This is a genomic window from Mediterraneibacter catenae (assembly GCF_008691045.1).
Taxonomy (GTDB): domain Bacteria; phylum Bacillota; class Clostridia; order Lachnospirales; family Lachnospiraceae; genus Mediterraneibacter; species Mediterraneibacter ornithocaccae.
Window position 1 is genome coordinate 15133 of the sequence record NZ_VMSO01000020.1, and the last position, 18268, is coordinate 33400.

The 18268-nt window shown below is 48.7% G+C and carries 15 protein-coding genes and 1 pseudogene; 2 read left to right on the top strand and 14 right to left on the bottom strand.

All coding sequences use genetic code 11. From position 1 onward, the window contains the following. Positions 1-33 precede the first annotated feature (33 nt). The 3 genes and pseudogenes from FNY66_RS12430 to FNY66_RS12440 form a co-directional block, all read right to left on the bottom strand. On the bottom strand, positions 34-1149 hold the full coding sequence (locus FNY66_RS12430; protein ID WP_150311352.1) for an anaerobic sulfatase maturase: 1116 nt from the start codon (positions 1147-1149) through the stop codon (positions 34-36). Positions 1150-1272: 123 nt separating this feature from the next. Further along, on the bottom strand, positions 1273-2121 hold the full coding sequence (locus tag FNY66_RS12435; RefSeq protein ID WP_150311353.1) for an SDR family oxidoreductase: 849 nt from the start codon (positions 2119-2121) through the stop codon (positions 1273-1275). Between the two features lies 1 nt (position 2122). Further along, positions 2123-2515 (bottom strand): annotated as a pseudogene (locus FNY66_RS12440) (mannonate dehydratase); the annotation flags it as partial. Positions 2516-2540: 25 nt separating this feature from the next. Here FNY66_RS12440 and FNY66_RS16200 point away from each other — a divergent pair. Continuing rightward, on the top strand, positions 2541-2717 hold the full coding sequence (locus FNY66_RS16200) for a helix-turn-helix domain-containing protein (RefSeq protein ID WP_229409518.1): 177 nt from the start codon (positions 2541-2543) through the stop codon (positions 2715-2717). A gap of 50 nt (positions 2718-2767) precedes the next feature. Here FNY66_RS16200 and FNY66_RS12450 read toward each other — a convergent pair whose 3' ends face one another. Together FNY66_RS12450 and FNY66_RS12455 are read right to left on the bottom strand one after the other, a co-directional pair. Then, on the bottom strand, positions 2768-4780 hold the full coding sequence (locus FNY66_RS12450) for a beta-galactosidase (protein ID WP_150311354.1): 2013 nt from the start codon (positions 4778-4780) through the stop codon (positions 2768-2770). Positions 4781-4796: 16 nt separating this feature from the next. Then, entirely contained in the window at positions 4797-7841 is a 3045-nt protein-coding gene (locus tag FNY66_RS12455) for a glycoside hydrolase family 2 TIM barrel-domain containing protein (protein WP_150311355.1), read from the bottom strand. Positions 7842-7950: 109 nt separating this feature from the next. Between FNY66_RS12455 and FNY66_RS12460 the strand changes: the two genes are divergently transcribed. Beyond that, the gene (locus FNY66_RS12460) at positions 7951-8757 is read left to right on the top strand and encodes an AraC family transcriptional regulator (RefSeq protein ID WP_087151339.1); all 807 of its coding nucleotides are present in this window, start codon (positions 7951-7953) and stop codon (positions 8755-8757) included. A 92-nt stretch (positions 8758-8849) separates the two neighbouring features. Here FNY66_RS12460 and FNY66_RS12465 read toward each other — a convergent pair whose 3' ends face one another. The 9 genes from FNY66_RS12465 to FNY66_RS12505 all read right to left on the bottom strand — a co-directional run bounded on the left by FNY66_RS12465 (position 8850) and on the right by FNY66_RS12505 (position 18176). Further along, on the bottom strand, positions 8850-9656 hold the full coding sequence (locus FNY66_RS12465; protein ID WP_150311376.1) for a carbohydrate ABC transporter permease: 807 nt from the start codon (positions 9654-9656) through the stop codon (positions 8850-8852). A 16-nt stretch (positions 9657-9672) separates the two neighbouring features. Continuing rightward, positions 9673-10557, bottom strand: a complete 885-nt coding sequence (locus tag FNY66_RS12470) for a carbohydrate ABC transporter permease (protein ID WP_087151356.1) — start codon at positions 10555-10557, stop codon at positions 9673-9675. Between the two features lie 123 nt (positions 10558-10680). After that, complete coding sequence (locus FNY66_RS12475; protein WP_150311356.1) at positions 10681-11982, bottom strand: ABC transporter substrate-binding protein; 1302 nt, start codon at positions 11980-11982, stop codon at positions 10681-10683. Between the two features lie 199 nt (positions 11983-12181). Next, the gene (locus tag FNY66_RS12480; protein WP_150311357.1) at positions 12182-12694 is read right to left on the bottom strand and encodes a hypothetical protein; all 513 of its coding nucleotides are present in this window, start codon (positions 12692-12694) and stop codon (positions 12182-12184) included. Between the two features lie 4 nt (positions 12695-12698). Then, positions 12699-13649, bottom strand: coding sequence for an AraC family transcriptional regulator (locus tag FNY66_RS12485; protein WP_150311358.1), 951 nt, complete (start codon positions 13647-13649; stop codon positions 12699-12701). A 203-nt stretch (positions 13650-13852) separates the two neighbouring features. Then, entirely contained in the window at positions 13853-15967 is a 2115-nt protein-coding gene (locus FNY66_RS12490; RefSeq protein ID WP_150311359.1) for a glutamine synthetase III family protein, read from the bottom strand. 230 nt (positions 15968-16197) lie between these two features. After that, positions 16198-17061 carry a class II fructose-1,6-bisphosphate aldolase gene (fba, locus tag FNY66_RS12495; RefSeq protein ID WP_087151334.1) on the bottom strand — a complete coding sequence of 288 codons (864 nt, stop codon included), beginning with the start codon at positions 17059-17061 and terminating at the stop codon, positions 16198-16200. A 218-nt stretch (positions 17062-17279) separates the two neighbouring features. Next, positions 17280-17816, bottom strand: coding sequence for a cysteine hydrolase family protein (locus FNY66_RS12500; protein WP_150311360.1), 537 nt, complete (start codon positions 17814-17816; stop codon positions 17280-17282). Between the two features lie 72 nt (positions 17817-17888). Beyond that, positions 17889-18176, bottom strand: coding sequence for a hypothetical protein (locus tag FNY66_RS12505; RefSeq protein ID WP_150311361.1), 288 nt, complete (start codon positions 18174-18176; stop codon positions 17889-17891). Between the last annotated feature and the right edge of the window lie 92 nt (positions 18177-18268).

An 18268-nucleotide genomic window follows, 5' to 3' on the forward strand; every position in this document is an offset into this window, starting at 1 on the left:
CAGCGTATTATTAGATAAAAATTGCTGACTATCCTATTTTCTAAGATAGTCAGCGATTTCTTTCATCCGCGGCGCACATTTCTCAAAGAATATCCGGTATCCCTCACAGAAATAATTCCTGTAACCTCCTGTCCGGGGATCCTGTATCCGGTGTCTCCGGCAGCCGTTCCGACAGAGGGAATACCAGGGGCATGTCCTGCATTCCTCATCATTTTTCAACGATTCCCTGACAAAGTGCTTTGCCGTCTCATTTTCAAAAAAATCCTCAATACGATCCTCATTATAATTGCCGAGACAGTATCCGTCCATAACATAGAAATCACACGGGTATGCGCTGCCGTCCGCCTCTGCCACACACTGTATGCTGCATGTTCCCCGCTGCTCACAGGACTCGGGCGGGATTCCCATAAGGATACCGATATAGTTCTCGAACTGCCGGATGTACGGTGCTTTGCCCTTTCTCCAGTCCTTCTCCCACAGCCGGAAGAGCTCTGCCAGAAATGTCCCGTAAGCCACGGGAGTCAGGGAGTAATCTTTCTGCCCCGGCTCCTCTCCCACCGGATCGAGACAGGCGATATACTGCTGGTAATTCCAACCGTTTTTCTTGTACTCCCGGTAGATCTCCCCTGCCCGCTCCGCAATCTGCCGCGTCACTACAGTAAGGATATTGTACTCCACACCGTACCGGTCGAACATCTCCGTTGTCTTCTTAATGCGGGCATAAGTCGCTCCTCCCGCGGCATCATGCCGGTATCTGTCATGGACCTCTTCCGTACCGTCCACCGATACGCCGATCAGGAAGTCGTGATCTTTGAAAAAACGGCACCATTCATCGTCAATGGCAAAGCCGTTGGTCTGCAGCGTATTTATCACACGGACATTATTTCGGTTGAAACGCTGTTCAAACTCGATCACTTTTCTGAAAAAACCGATTCCCCGAAGCGTGGGCTCCCCGCCCTGAAATGCGAAGCAGATCTCCCGGTCGGCCTGGCGCATGGCCTTCCTGATCAGATTCTTCACCGTATCCTCGGACATCATCCCGCGAAACGCCTGCTCCCGTTTATCCATTTCATCACAGTAAAAGCAGTAGTCGCATCGCATATTGCACAGCCCGGAAGCGGGCTTAATCAATATAGTATGTAACGGCATCTTCCTTCCTCCCAGCATTCTTTCGATTTCTATCACAGTATAATACAAATTCGTGCAGTTTAGTGTATTTTTTACACAAAACTGCACGAATATTTTTTCACCTTATACTATATGACCGTAAATCTATACTCCTGAATATGCAGCATATCCTCCGTCGATCGGGATACATACTCCGGTGATGAATCCGGCCGCATCGTTGTTCACAAGGAACAGTACAGCGCCGACCAGCTCTTCCAGTTCTCCGAATCTTCCCATAGGTGTTCCGGCAAGGATCTTTGCCGTGCGTGCCGTCGGAGTCTCGTCATCATTAAACAAAAGTCCTCTGTTTTGATTGCCTACAAAGAATCCCGGCGCAATGGCATTGACACGGATACCGGATTTTGCAAAATAAGTGGCCAGCCACTGTGTAAAATTGACGATCGCAGCCTTAGCTCCCGAGTAAGCAGGTATCTTTGTCAAAGGCGTGTATGCATTCATAGACGCTATGTTCAGGATATTTCCGCTGCGGTCGATCATATCAGGCGCAAACACCTGAGTCGGAAGGAGTGTTCCCAGCCAGTTCAGCGCGAACACGAATTCAACGCCGCTTTTGTCCAGATCAAAAAACGTCTTGCAGTTTTCGATTTTTTTTGCTTCATAATGGAATTCATTGTCTGTAGTAGCGCGCGGGTTATTTCCTCCGGCTCCGTTGATCAGCACGTCACACGGACCGAAATCAGACACGATCTGTTCATGCACCTGATCGAGGTTCTCACGATCAAGGACATTTGCCTTGTAAGCTTTTGCGATTCCGCCTTCTGACGTTATCTTGTCCGCCACTTTCCGCGCTGCTTCCTCATTAAGATCCAGGATTGCCACTTTCCCGCCTGCTGCCGCCAGTTTCTCCGCTAACATGCCGCAGATTGCCCCGCCGGCGCCTGTTACAACGCATACTTTACCTGTCAGATCCGTGTTTAATACATTTTTTTCCATATCAGTTTTTCCTCTCTTTTTCACACGCTTCAAAAAGGCCGTTCAGATACGCTGCTCCGAGAGCCCTGTCGTACAGACCGTATCCCGGTTTTCCTGTCTCTCCCCAGATCATACGGCCGTGGTCCGGGCGTACATAGCCGTCAAATCCCGTCTCAACAAGAGCTTTCGTGATCTCATACATGTCAAGTGAGCCGCATGCGGAAAGGTGAGCGCGCTCTTCAAAAGATCCGTCTTCCATGATCTTGACATTTCTCATGTGCATGAAACCGATCCGTCCCATAGCGGAATACTTGCGCACCATCGCCGGGATGTCATTGAATTTCGCACATCCGAGAGATCCCGTACACAGGCAGAGAGTATTGGACGGAGAGTCCACGATAGACAGATACCTGTCCCATCAGTTTAAAACATATACCGGCATGCCGCTCATTCAGTTTATTATCAAGAAGCGGCTTACCGCGGCGCGCAATATGATCCGCAGCGGCATGCCTGCGATGGATGCGTGCATGCTGTGCGGATTTAATGACTATTCTAATTTTCACAAGGCATTTAAAAAAGAATTCGGAAAAAGCCCAAAAGAATTCCGGAAAATATAGCGCAGCAGTCCGGCCTTTCCAAGGTTGACCGGACTGCTGCGCTTCTCCTGTCAGTTAAGCACTATACATCCGAATGCTCCCAGTTCCAGATATCCCTCATACACCTTCCCGCTCTCGGCGTCTGTCCGCCTCCCGACGCCTTCCACGCGGACCGGCTCGTTTTTGAAGTTCATCACAAACACGAGCTTCTTCCCGTCCGTTCCGGTGCGTTCCGTCACAGTTACACCATATGGCAGCTCCACGCCGAGGGCATTGTTCAGCCCGGCTTCCCTGAATACATCTCCGTAGAATGACCGGAGAAATTCCAGATCGGATTCGGCAGCCAGGTAATATGCTTTTCCTTCGCCAAATGTATTTCTCGTAACCACAGGGCATTGCGCGTAAAAGTCCTTCTCATAAACAGACAATATTTCCGTATGTTCCTTCGCCCGGACGATCGCACACAGCCGTCTTGCCGGATACTCTGTTCCGCCATAAGCAAACTGGTTTTCAAACTCTTCTGACGGTGCATCAATCTCCTCGGGCACAATCCCCAGCACATCCTCCAGCGGGTGATGCTCCAGGAAGCACAGATCCGTCTCGTTCACTTCACCGCTGAAGCAGGTCGTCACATAAATCCCTCCGCCGGATACAAACTCTCTTACCCGTTCCGCATAGCCGTCTTTATACATATAGTTGAGGGGCGCAGACACCAGACTGTATCCGCTTAAGTCCGCATCCATATTTACAAGATCCGCCTCTATACCCGCTTCCCAGAAAGCACGGTAATGAGAGAGCACACACTCTGTATAATCAAAATCAAGCCTCGGACCCTGTGTGTCCTCTACAGCCCACCAGTTTTCCCAGTCAAAGATAATCGCCGCCTTCGGCCGGTTCACCGTATTGTCCGCCGCTGCACTCAATGCCGCCAGCCTGGCCCCTACTTGTGATACGTCACGAAATGTCCGGGTATTGCTTCCGTTCTTATGATCTAACACTGCTCCATGAAATTTTTCATAGCCGCCGCGTCCCTTTCTCCATTGGAAATACTGCACGGAATCAGATCCGTGAGCAATCGCCTGCATGGATGCGAGCATATGCATTCCCGGCCGTTTCAGCGGATTGCTGCCCCTCCAGCTTATGGAAGAAGGAGTGCTCTCCATGAGCAGGAACGGCGCTTTTTTCAGAGCGCGCATAACACTGTGGTTTGCAGCGGTGCGCACTGCTGCCGGGACTTCATCCTTCTGCTCGTGCCAGAAGGGATAACTGTCCCACGAGATGATATCAAGCCCTTTTTTCAGCCTGTTATAATCCAGCCCTTTGAAAAAGTCCATAAAATTTGTCGTCGCAGGTATATCCGACTCTTCCTTCACCGTCCGGATCTCCATTTCACAGAAGTCACTGAGCTGCTCAGTAGAGAATCTGCGCCAGTCCACGACAAGCGCTGTGCTCGTCATCTCCCCATAGGGGCCCGGACTGTGGATCTGGCTCCAGTCAGTATACGTATGACTCCAGAAATGATTCCACCATGCATTATTAAGATTGTCCAGTGTTCCGTACTTCTTCTTCAGCCATTCACGAAACGCTTCCTGACACAGTTCGCAATGGCAGGTAGAATCTCCGAAGTTGCCTCCAAGCTCATTGGAGATGTGCCACAAGATCACATTTTTTCTCTTTCCGAACCGCCTTGCAAGTTCTCTGTCTACAGCTGCAGTCTTCTTTCGCATCACCGGTGAAGTGTAGCAGAAATTATGCCGCTTGCCGGGCAGATTCCTCCTGCCGTCCGCCTGCACCTGCATCACCTCCGGGTATTTCTGTGTCAGCCAGTGGGGCATGGCGCCGGACGGGGTCGCCAGCACCACCTGGATATCTTCTTCTTCAAGACGGCTGATAATATGATCCAGCCAGTCGAGTTCGTACCTTCCTTCCTCGGGCTCAAGAGATGCCCAGGCAAAGATTCCGAGACTTACGCAGTTCACGTTCGCCTCTTTCATAAGCCTTACATCTTCCTCGAACACCTCGGGATATGTCAGCCACTGGTCCGGGTTATAATCTCCTCCGTGGAGCAGTCGTCCTCCTAGCATTTTTCGCCTCCTGTTCTCAGATTCCTCTGAAGCTGAATGTAAATTCCATCTTGTCCCGCACGTCCAGCAGATACTCCGGATGTGTAGGCGCTCCCCAGCTGTCGTCTCCGGCAATGCCCATCTGCCCGAGCGCCGCGCGGACTACCGTATAATGTACCTGCGGCAGTTCATATGGATGTTTTGCATTTTCCAGTTCGTGAGGTGTATACGGCAGAGCAGAGAACATCATCGGCCCGCTCTTTTCATCCATCTCAAAGAGCATGCCTCTTCCCCTGCGGTCTGTCACTGATGCATACCGCACATCTTCTTTGGCCCCGCACTCCTGGGGTACGATATATTTTGCCATATTATCTTTCACAAGATTCTCGTAAATTCCCAGTTTTGCACCTCTTTTTCTGTCGGAATAAGTCTCGTCCGGTCCAAGTCCGTACCATTTGACATGATCGTAATCAGCGTCAAACTTGAAGATTACTCCGAATTCCGGCATAGCTCCCAGCTCTTTCACCGGATCATATGACAAAGTCGTCTTTACCTTTCCATCTCCTGTTACTTCATACGCAAGAGTACACTCGCTTACGGGCGTTGTCGGCAGAAGATATGTATATGTTACCTTTACGCAGCTGACACCCTCTTCCACCTTCGGTTCCAGGATCGGGCTGTATGTTCCTGCCCGGAAGTCTTTGTGCGAAGGATACATGCTCGCAATCTTCCACTGTGCACAGCGTTTTGGCATCTGATTGCCCTGATCATTATCGACCGGAGCTCTCCAGAAGTTCGGCTTCGGAATTTCTTTGATCATCTCTTTACCTGCGTAGCGGTAGGATACAAGCCCTCCGTCCAGTACAGAGAACAGTACGTCAAAATTCTCACCTTTCACACCTATATTATGCTTGCTGCGGATTACGCTGACCGGTCTGACACAGGGTTTTTTCTCTTCTTTCACTGCATATACATACTGACCGAATGCCACTTCATGGCCTGCAGGAGCCCATATCGTCTCCTCTTTCAGCCGGAAAGATACGGTGATCGTATATTCGCCCGGTACAGTCTCCGGCCGTACCGGAAGATCATATGTCTTTTCACACAGCGGCTCTACATCAGTTGCCAGGTTCTCCTTCCTGATCTGCACGCCATTTCGGGCTACTGTCACTATACACGCAAACGAATCCGTATTCACGAACAGATTCTTGTTGATAACCTTCACCTGTTCTGCGGATACTTCGGCAGTAATATTCTGATAGTTGAACTTTACTTCCTGCATCTTCGGGGAAGGTTCTCTGTCCCCGCCGTACGCTATGCCGTTCGCACTGAAATTGTAGTCCGTCGGCCGCTCGTCAAAATCTCCGCCATATGCCTGGAATTCATTGCCGTACCGATCCTTCTTGCAGATAGTCTGATCGATATAATCCCAGATAAATCCGCCCTGATAAAGCGGTTCTGTATCTGTCAGGTCAGTATATTTATGCATCGCGCCGCAGGAATTTCCCATAGCATGTGTGTACTCGCAGCAGATAAACGGCTTGCTGCGGTCTTTTGCAAGGAATTCTTTGATTGATTCCACGGAAGGATACATCTGGCTTTCCATATCGCTTGTATCATTATAACTTCTGTCATGGAATACTCCTTCATAATGTACCAGACGGGTCGGGTCCTCTCCGCGGAAAAACCGGGACATCTCATAGATATCTTTTCCGCCGTAAGATTCATTGCCACAGGACCAGATCAGGACAGACGGATGATTCTTATCTCTCTGATACATGGAATTCGCGCGGTCCAGCATTGCGTCCAGCCATTCCGGTTTGTTGTTCGGCACAATATAATCGTAGTCTCCCGTCGCCTGTGCCGTATCCCAGGATCCGTGTGATTCCAGGTTAGTCTCGTCGATCATGTACAGCCCGTATTCATCACACAATCTGTAGATCAGAGATGCGTCAGGATAATGACAGGTACGTATTGCATTGATATTATTCTGCTTCATCACAGTCAGGTCTTTGCGCAGTTCCTCCTCAGAGACGCACCTGCCGTTTACAGAACTGAATTCATGGCGGTTAGCACCTTTGAACACAATCCTTTTTCCATTCAGCGTCATAATGCTGTCTTTCATCTCAAATCTGCGGAACCCGGTCTTTTCCGGAATAACTTCACACAGGCTGCCGTCATCATCGTATACCTCGATCGTCAGGTCATACAATTTCGGTTCCTCTGCACTCCATAATTCCGGTTTCTCAATCTCCCATGTCCAGGTATTTTTTCCTTCAAGTGCTTTCTCTTCCTCAAAGCAGACCTGCCCCTTATATCCGAGACGAATGCAGGCCATGCCTTTTCCCCAGGTCTCCGTGCAGATCTCGAGCGTTCCTTTTTCCAGAGACTCATCCGGAATGGCGCGGATCCTCATATCGCGGATATGTACATCAGGCACCGTATAGAGATATACATCCCGGTAGATTCCCGAAAAGCGGTAGAAATCCTGATCTTCACACCAGCTTCCGGCAGTCCACTTGAACACCTGTGCAGCCAGCTTGTTTTCTCCCTCTTTTATATAGTCGGTCAGCTCAAATTCCGATGGAGTAAATGTATCTTCACTGTAGCCCACAAACTCTCCGTTAAGCCAGACTGCAATCCCGCTCTCTGCGCCCTGGAAAGAGATGAAGAGACGTTTACCCTGCATTCTCTCCGGAACAGTGAAATATTTCACATAGCTTGCCGTAGGATTAAAGTGCTCTGGAATCTCTCCCGGCCGGATATCTTCGCGTCCTTCCCACGGGTACTGTGTATTCGCATACTGCGGTGCATCATATCCCTCCATCTGTATATGCGCCGGCACGCGGATATCATCCCAGTCCGCACAGCAGTATTCCTCTTTCTCAAACCCCGGGATTGCCGACTCATAATTCTTCGCATAATGGAATTTCCATATTCCATTCAGACTTTCCGTAAACATCGAAGATCCTTCCATCATGTCTGCCGCAGATGCGTAGTACGCATGATCGGAATGGGCGTCTTCTCTTCCGTCCCGGAAATATTGCGGATCCTTCACCTTCATATAATCAAACGTTCTCATATTTTGCTTCCTCCTTTAAACTGGTATCTCTATTATACAGTCAATAGACAAACATGTGTATGACATGTTAAAATAAAAAATATAATATTTCGAAACAGGAGAGCGTCATATGCCTATTATATTTCGCAGCACCCCCGTAACTGAACCTTTTACATTCGAATCGATCGGAAAAGACTGGGAGCAGGATCATGTCACCCGTCCGGGAGGATATCCGTTCTATCATTATCTCCAGACGGAAAAAGGCGCCGGTAAGATAGAAACATCCTCCGGATCATATATTCTCCGGAAGAACGAAGGGCTCCTGATCGCGCCTTTCATACGCCACTCATATGAGAAGTACGACAGCCTGTGGTTTACAAAGTTTGCTTCATTTACCGGCACAGCCGAAAGAAGTATCCCCCAGATCATGGGAAACCGCCAGGTTGTCCCCGTGGGGAGCGCCCGTGGAGCGCAGATTGCCGGTCTGATCGATGACTGTGTTGCAATGTACGACGCGCTCCCCTTTAACAGCCGGCAGCTGTCCGTAAACTGTTATGCCATACTCATTAACATTGCTGACAGCACAGCTATCCGCAGTCCAAGTGACGAGCCCCTGTATCAGAACTACGTCCTGCCGGTGATAAAAGAAATCGAAAGAAACTTCTCCATGCCTCTGACTGTGGAAACCCTGAGCAGAGGAGTATTTGTCACTCCCCAGTATCTGACACGTCTTTTCCGCCGTTATCTCAACTGCTCTACCTATGAGTATCTGACGTCTTTCCGCATAAGCAAGGCAAAAGAACTGCTCATCACATGTCCGCGGCTGGAGATACAGGATATCGCCCTTAGAACAGGCTTCTCCGATTCAAGCCACTTTATCGCCGTATTCAAAAAAGCTGTCGGGGCTACGCCGCTTGAATTTCGCAGACAGAACTGACACTTTCTCCTGCATGTTACGTTTATTATATAAAGAAGGCTGCCATATTCCTGGCAGCCTTCTTTCCCTCTCCCGGGCATTTATTATTCTTTTTATTTTACGGCACCTGTAATACCTTCTGCGAACTGTTTCTGCAGGATGAAGAATACAACCATCGTCGGTACAGAACAGAACAGGACGCCGACCATCAGCATACCGTAATCTGTCGTGTATCCGCCTGACATGTTCGCAATCAGCATAGGCATCGTCTGCGCCTCAGGCATGGTCATGATTACCTTCGGCCACAGGTAGGAGTTCCATGCGTTCATGAATGTGATAACGCCCGCCGCTGCGTATGTTGCCTTCATCATCGGCATATACATGCGGTAGAAGATCTGGAACTCGTTCAGTCCGTCAATACGGGCCGCCTCCATCGTGTCGACAGGGAAGTTCCTCGAGTTCTGTCGGAACAACATGATCAAAAACGGCGTTGACAGGGACGGAAGGATGAATCCCCACACACTGTTCAGGAGTTTCATGGAAGACAGCATCTTGAACAGCGGGATCATCGTTGCCACCTGCGGGATCATCATAGCAAGCAGCAGAACCGAAAACAGACGGTCTTTCCACTTGTCATGATACAGCTCGAATCCGAAGCCTGCCAGAGAACAGATCACGATCGCAAGAAGCGTCTGGACAACTGCATAGAGGAAGGAGTTCCCCATTGCACGCCAGAGATCGTAATTTGCGAGCAGGTTCTGGAAGTTTGTCAGCAGTTCCCCGCCGAATGTGATCTTTCCGTTTGCAACATCAAATGTTGTATTGGTCGCAGCGGAGATCATCCAGTAGAACGGGAAAACCGAGAAGAATGCCACGATAATCAAAAATATGTATGTAGGAATCAGACGGCGCTGGATCATACTTCTGTTCTTTTTCTCAGTCACGTGTATCACCTACTTTCATATTGATGAATGCCAGGACCGCAACGAGAACGAATACGAAGAAGCACATTGCCGTTGCATATCCAAAGTTCGAAACGCCGCCGGCGCCGAACGAGTTATTGTAAATATAGTGCGACATGGTGATCGTCGAGTTCGCCGGTCCGCCGTTCGTCAGGTTGACAGACTCGTCGAACAGCTGCAGCGTACCGTTGATGGACATGATGAATGTCATGATGATCGTCGGTTTGAGCAGTGGCACGGTGATCCGCCAGAATGTCTTCCATCCGTTTGCGCCGTCGATCTTGGCCGCCTCATATACAGAATACTCGATGTTCTGCAGTCCGGCCAGATAGAATACCATGTTGTATCCTGTCCATCTCCAGATCAGGGCGAGGATGATGACTGCTTTCGCACTTGCGGAATTTCCCAGGAAGTTGTAGTTCTCCTGAAGGATCCCGAGGTGTACAAGAACCGCGTTGACCAGTCCGTCCGTTGCGAACAGGGACTTGAAGATCAACGCATAGGATACAAGGGATGTCGCACAGGGCAGGAACACACATGTACGGAAGAATCCCTTGAATCTCAGGTGCTGGTTGTTCAAAAGCTGAGCCAGCAGGATCGCAAGGATCAGCATGATCGGCACCTGGATGATCAGGTAAAGGAATGTATTTCCGACAGAGGTCATGAACACCTTGTCGGCAAACATTCTCGTGTAGTTGTTGAAAATCGGATCATTCCACTGCATGTTGGCACTGGATCCGGTCTGCAGTGACATAATGAACGCCTGGATCATGGGCCAGAAAGCCATGATCGCGATAAGGATCGTCGCCGGGGTCAGAAATGCCCAGCCGGCGGCTGACTGCTTCCCGAGAAGCGTCATTCTTTTTTTCTGTTTCACTTGGGCCCCTCCTTCTTTTTTGCCTTACAGACGGCGCGGGGGAACGGATCACTCCGTCCCCCGCCCTATCTCACTTTCTCTCAGCGTTCTCTTTAATTTTAAGGATTAGTTGCCCATCTCGAAATTCAGCTGATCTTCAGCTTCCTGAAGAGCTTCCATCGTATCTGCGCCGTTTATGATATTTACAATCGCTGTTCCGACGTAGTTACGTGCTGAATAGTGGTAATCGCTCTGCTCAACGATCTGTACGTGTGTTCCCATCTCAACGATGTCAGCATAGATCGGCTGATTGTTGAAGTACTCAACGCCCTCGTTGTATACATCCGTCTCACCTGCCGGTGCGTATGTAGAAATAACACCGCCATCTTTCAGAGCGTTGTCATATGTAACTGTGCTGCCGCCGAATGTGTGTGCAAGGAAGTCCTTTGCAAGGTCAACATTAGAGCAGTTGGATGTGATGTACAGTGAGGAGCCACCGTTACTTGCATATCCTTCTTCACCGGAAAGTGTCGGCATTGTTGTGATCTCCCATTTACCGCTGTTAGCATCAACCTTCTCAATTGTCGGGATGATCCAGTTACCATTCATAACACCAGCAACCTGATCGCCCTGGATTGCTTTGTCTGTGTAGTCAGACCAGCTGTTCGGCATAAGAAGTGTGCCGTCTTTTGCCATCTGAACCAGTTTTTCTACGATCGTTACAAGAGTTTCATTCTCTGTGATGTACGGCTTGCCATCCTTAAACTGGGATACGCCCTCAGCCTGCATCATCATGTACGGAAGGTCATTTCCGTCACTGTTCATGCAGAGAAGAGCTTTACCTGTCTTGTCATAAACAGCTTTACCGATCTCCATGAACTCGTCCCATGTACAGCCTGTCAGGTCGTCGATCGTGTATCCTGCCTCTGCCAGAAGATCTGTACGGTATGCGCAGACAACTGTACCGTTGTCTACCGGCACTCCGTAATGCTCGCCGTCGATCGTGGAGTAGTCAAGTTTCTCAGCTGCGAAGTCATCCCAGTTGATGTCGATGTCTCCGAGCGGTGTCCATGCATCCGGATAGTCAGCCACATATCTCTGGATGTAGTGATCCTGGAACAGCACCATATCCGGAAGGTTGCTGTAGTCGCCTGCTGATGCAGCTGTCGTAACCGCTGTCTCAACATCCTGTGATGCTGCCTGCTCAAGGATTTCAAGCTCGAAATCCGGATTCACATTCTCTTTGTAGTCAGCTGCCGCTGCTTCCAGAGCCGGAATGTTGAACGCTGGGTCCCATGCAAACACTGTCAGCTTGTTTCCGCCGCCTTCTTGTTCTGCCTGGTCGCCCTCGTCAGAGCCGCCTCCGCAGGCAGCAAGTGAAAATGCCATCACGCCTGCAAGCAAAATTGAAAGTACTCTTTTTTTCATATACTTACCTCCTTTGTGTCCCGCTTATCTTGTTATGTTCAGGACCTCTTATGGAGTAATTATATCAAGACGTCCGCTTCAGATGTTTGCATATTCATACACATAATGTGCATTTTCAACTATTTTTATCTATTTTGCACTATTTTTAATCTTGCAGAGATTGTTTTTGTGGATTTTATCCATCTGCAGATAATATATTTTATGCAAAATATACTTTATCCGGGCACATTCTCTTCATCTCATGAAGCATTTCACTGTTCAGATCCAGCAAAATTTTGATTTTTCTCCCGTCCTCTACGATAATCATCGTATAATAGGGAATATCATCATTATAAGATGTATAATCATACTTTTTCAGTTTTTCCGTTCCGCCCTTCACTCTGTATTTTGCCACACTTTCATGCCAGTTCGGCGCCACGACTTCCAATTCCTGGAGATTTAGCACATGCGCTTCCCTGCGGTGCTTTCTGCCCAGTATCACATCAATCGAAAAATTGGTTCCTTCCAGCGTATACTCATATTCCTTCTGACTGAAAACATCATAAACAAAATAAAGTCCCACAAGAAGAAATCCCGGCAGCATAAACCCTCTGGAAAACACGATTCCCATAAGTACGAACAGAACACCGAATATAATCATCACCGCTTTGAGCAGTCCCGTTCCTGACTTTTTTTCCCTTACAACCTGTGCCGTTAATTTTGAACTGTACATATTTCTACCATCCTTCCTCCGAGTGTATCTGAAATCTCAGTATCTGCTGTTCATAATTCTCAGGACGTTTCCGCCATTCAGCCGGAGAGACCCCCGTAATATGCCGGAAATTCCGGTTAAAAGTAGAGCTGACAGTAAACCCGCACTTTGCTGCTATCATCGCCACAGGCTCGTCTGTCTTCTTCAGATACTCGCAGGCTGCCTGTATCCTGACCACATTGATATACTCCAGAGGACTCATATTCATATACGAGGAAAACATTCTCCTGAACTGAGTCTCACTGATATGCGCCCACTTTGCAATGTCGCTTATTTTGAGCGCTTCTCCGTAGTGTTCGCTGATATAATCTATAATACGGAGAAAAAGGTTATCGGATTTTAGTTTCATCCCTGTTCTGGTATTCTGACTGTATGTCTCGCTGTTCTCTCCGTTTCGCCGCGCCACCTCGGTGAGAAAGGCCAGCATAAGCCCTTCCGCTTCCTGCTGACAGTACATCTCACCGCTGCGGATAATATTCATAATCGCTTTGATAAGATCTGCCAGATGCGGATACTTGCTGCTTTCCGCAAAGATAGCCCGACTGTTGATCCTGCGCGCCATCTGCTCCGCACATCCCGGTATTCCCGCAACCATTTTCTCCAGTAACTTCTCCACATCCACAAACAGATATTCCCAGCTGCTGAGCTTTCCCGGCATACTGTTCGTCGTATGCAGGTAATTTTTCGGAATTACAGTAAACATTCCCCCATGATAGCTGATTTCCTTCTCCCCAAGAGTCATATAACCGCTGCCTTCATAACAGTAACCGATCTCAAGATAATTATGAAAATGAAGATAATCAATATCCCGCCCATACTGCTGTCTCCATTTTTCTCCCAGCAGAGCGAACAGCACACGGTTTTCCGGCATCTGATAATAGCGGAATTCCGCCACCTGTTTCTTCTTCCTGGCCATATCGTTCCTCCTTCCACAGTCTGCTGTACATCCTCCACCCTCTGTCATTTATCATATGTGAAAACCTCTCCCCAGTCAATCGCAAAAAAATCCCGGCGGGGAAAGAGAGAGAGGTGTATCTTTCCCTGCCGGGAGACAGGTATCTGTATTAAACTGTGTTTTCAGGCCGTTTCACTGCCCATTTCTTCATTTCTTCTATCGATCTATACTTCAAAGATCAGGTCGCCGTAGGACGGCATCGGCCATGCTTCTTTGTCTACGATCATCTCCAGCTTATCAACCGGCGCACGCAGCGCTTCCATAGCCGGGAACACATCCGAATGATAGAAGTTCGCCTGCACGGCGCCTTCTTCTTTTGCAGCAGCCTCATCCGTGACTTTGACCAGTGCATCGAGAGCTTTCTTGGTTTCTCCCATAAGAGCAGTTACTTCATTAAGCACTTCATTCTGTACAGACGCATCTGCTCCTGCTGCCGTCACTGCATTGACAGTGTCGGCAAGTGTCTTTGTATATTTGATGAACGCCGGCATAAACTGTTTGCTTGCCATGTCGATCATCGTGCGTGCCTCGATATTGATCGCTTTCGCATATGTCTCGTACTGGATCTCCGCACGGGATTCCAGCTCGGCTTTTGTGAACACGCCGAATCTCTCGAAGAGATCTACCGCTGTATCTGTCACCATAGCCGGAATTGCCTCTACCATGGAGCGGATGTTCGGCAGGCCTCTTTTCTCAGCCTCCTCTACCCACGCTTCAGAATAACCGTCGCCATTGAAGACGATTCTCTGGTTCTCTGTTGCATATTTCTTGATCAGATCATGTACCGCCAGATCAAAATCATCTGCTTTCTCAAGTACATCGCATGCATCCGCGAACGCCTCTGCAACGATCGTATTGAGCACAATGTTCGGAGAAGCAATGGAATCACGGGATCCGACCATACGGAACTCGAATTTGTTTCCTGTAAACGCGAACGGTGATGTACGGTTTCTGTCTGTTGCATCTTTGGACAGTTCCGGAAGTGTGCGGACTCCGGTTTCGAGTTTGCCGCCCTTCAGGCTGTGAGTAGCTTCTCCTGTGCTGATAAGCTGGTCAAGCACATCCTCAAGCTGTTCGCCAAGGAAAACGGAAATGATAGCCGGCGGTGCCTCGTTGGCTCCCAGTCTGTGGTCATTTCCCGGATCTGCCGCAGATTCCCTCAGGAGATCTGCATGCATGTTCACTGCTCTTAAGATACATGTCAGCACGAGCAGGAACTGTGTATTCTCATGAGGCGTCTTGCCCGGATCGAGCATATTGATGCCGTCATCCGTTGTGATAGACCAGTTGTTGTGCTTTCCGGAACCATTGACGCCCGCGAACGGTTTCTCATGGAGAAGGCATTTGAGTCCGTGCTGGCATGCAACCCTCTTCAAGGTCTGCATTACAATCTGGTTGTGGTCTACCGCAATGTTCGCCTCTGCGTAGATCGGAGCCAGCTCGTGCTGTGCAGGAGCCACTTCATTGTGCTGTGTCTTTGCCGTAACTCCGACTTTCCACAGCTCTTCATTTACATCTTTCATAAATGCGGCGATCCTCTGGCGGATCGTTCCAAAGTAGTGATCGTCAAGCTCCTGGCCTTTCGGCGGCATTGCTCCGAAGAGTGTACGTCCTGTATAAATCAGGTCTTTCCTCTGCTCGAACTTCTCTGCATCTACAAGGAAATACTCCTGCTCCGGACCTACGGACGGAGTCACTTTCCTGGATGTTGTATTGCCAAACAGTCTTAACAGACGCAGCGCCTGTTTGTTGATCGCTTCCATAGAACGAAGGAGCGGTGTCTTCTGATCCAGTGCTTCTCCTGTGTAGGAGCAGAATGCTGTCGGGATGCAGAGTGTCGCTCCCGCCGCGTCCTGTCTCACAAACGCCGGTGATGTACAATCCCATGCTGTATAACCTCTCGCCTCAAATGTGGCTCTCAAGCCTCCTGACGGAAATGAAGAAGCATCCGGCTCGCCTTTGATCAGCTCTTTACCGGAGAAACTCATCAGCACCTTTCCGCTCGGCAGCGGCGCAGAGATAAAGGAGTCATGTTTCTCTGCCGTAACACCCGTCAGCGGCAGGAACCAGTGTGTATAGTGTGTCGCGCCTTTCTCGATTGCCCACTCTTTCATCTCATGCGCGATAACGTCGGCAGTCTCGAGATCCAGCTCTTTTCCTTCTTCAATCGTCTTTTTCAGATTCTTGTATACCTTTTTCGGAAGACGCTCCTGCATCACAGTATCGTTGAAAACATTTTCTCCGAAGATTTCAGCTACATTGATCTTTTCTGTGCTCATATTTGATCCCTTCCTTTTTGTTGTAACAGTTCAGCTTTGCGAATGGCGCTGCCTGAACTGTCCTCTTATAGTGTTCCGCAGGTTCCGAAGTGAGGTTCCTACGAAAAAAGGGCACTCCAAGCTATCTTGGAACGCCCTTGTTCTTGTCTACGTGTGACAGTATAACTCAATCACTCCAAAAAGGCAAGTGAAATTTGTCAAAAAATTCTTCTGGTTTAACTGAAAAATTTTCAGGCTTTTCCTACAGAGCCGAATAACTCCATTTTCTCTTTCACTTTAGCCATGATTGCTTCTGCACCCGGTTTCAGGAGTTTACGCGGATCAAATCCTTTGCCCTGTTTGTCTTTTCCAGCCTCGATGTACTCGCGTGTTGCTTCAGCAAATACGATCTGGCACTCTGTATTAACGTTGATCTTAGCTACACCAAGATCGATCGCTTTCTTGATCATATCATCCGGGATACCTGTACCGCCGTGAAGTACGAGCGGCATATCGCCTGTCTTCTGCTGGATCGCATCCAGAGTCTCAAAGCTTAATCCTTCCCAGTTGTCCGGATATACGCCGTGGATGTTTCCGATACCTGCTGCCAGGAAATCGATGCCGAGATCTGCGATCATCTTGCACTCGTCCGGATCAGCGCACTCGCCCTTGCCGACAACGCCGTCTTCCTCGCCGCCGATTGCTCCGACCTCTGCCTCGAGAGACATGCCGTGCTCGTGTGCGATCTTAACAAGCTCTGTTGTCTTAGCTACGTTCTCATCGATCGGATAGTGTGATCCGTCGAACATGATAGAGGAGAATCCTGCCTCTACACATTTCAGGCATCCGTCATAGCTGCCGTGATCCAGGTGCAGTGCAACCGGAACAGTGATGTTCAGCTCTTCGAGCATTCCGTTTACCATACCTACAACTGTCTTGTAGCCTGCCATATATTTTCCTGCGCCCTCAGATACACCGAGGATAACCGGTGAATTGCACTCCTGCGCTGTTAAAAGGATCGCTTTTGTCCACTCAAGATTGTTGATGTTGAACTGGCCTACTGCGTAGTGACCTGCTTTTGCTTTCTGAAGCATTTCTGTTGCTGATACTAACATTTTTCTTCTCCTCCAATTCTAACTCCCTGCAGCGCCGGTAATGTGGCGGCCGCCGGGATTTGTCTGGTTTTATAAATCCTTTTCTATTATAGCGTAACAGAGTGAAAAATACAATCACCTTTTCACTCCGTACAGGATATCGACAGGTGTTTTACTTTAACATCCGGAACTGTTTCATCTGTTCACGTTCCATGTACTTGAGTCGTTCTTTTACTGCATTATTTTCGGCATTCAACATTTGTATAGGCCTGCGCTGCCGTTATCACCCGTTCTTCGGTAATACAGCTTCTAAGAACCGTCAATGCGGCTTCATGCTCTTCTTCCCCTGATGTGGAACCGCAGAGATCCTCTATCACCGCGCAGTCAACGAGATCATTATAGCAGTCAAGGACGCTGTTCAGGACACAGCATCCTGTATTCACACCGGCAAAATATATCTTCTCAATCTCATTCTCCCGCACAAATGCTTTCATCTCTTCGTTCCAGCAGCTGTACTTATCTTTGTCAAATACTTTTGCCATGCATCCGCGGAGTGCAGGCACGACCTCTGCTTCCTTCGTTCCCGCCATACAACTTTTCCAACCCTCGAACATATAGCATGCCGTATGCTCATGATTTACATAGCGCGTTCCCGCTGTAAGCACGGAATCCCCGATTTTAGCTTGAAAATCGAGGATTTTGGGGATAAGGTCTTCTGTGAAATTGTTAATAAATCCATTCTGCATGTCTATGATCAAGAAAAGTATATTAGCCATGTTACAGCCTCCAAAAAAGTTATGATATGGAAACAGTATTTCCTGCAAATGATGTCTTTACCCGCCGGCCGATCAATTTATACTTTCCTTCTTTTTGACCTTCCGCAAATACACCGTGATCACACTTCCGAAAACACCTCCCGCAGCAATCCCTGCTGCCAGTTCTGTCTTCCAGCCATTGATCAGAGGCTTCTCCGGCAGTTCCGGATCTTCTAAAAGTATAAGATCACCTATGGGTATGATCTCCGCCAGTTCATTGTCGATCACTGTCAGTAATGCTTTTGTACACTCATAGGATGATTCCGCACTGTCCATCCTATATTGATAACAACTGCTCGATTGCTCTACTAAAAATGCCACTGTATTACCTGACAGCACATCTATTCTAAAACTTTTACAAATGGATTCCTTTATATGAATACCATTTTAAACCGGATAAACGAAAAAAACAA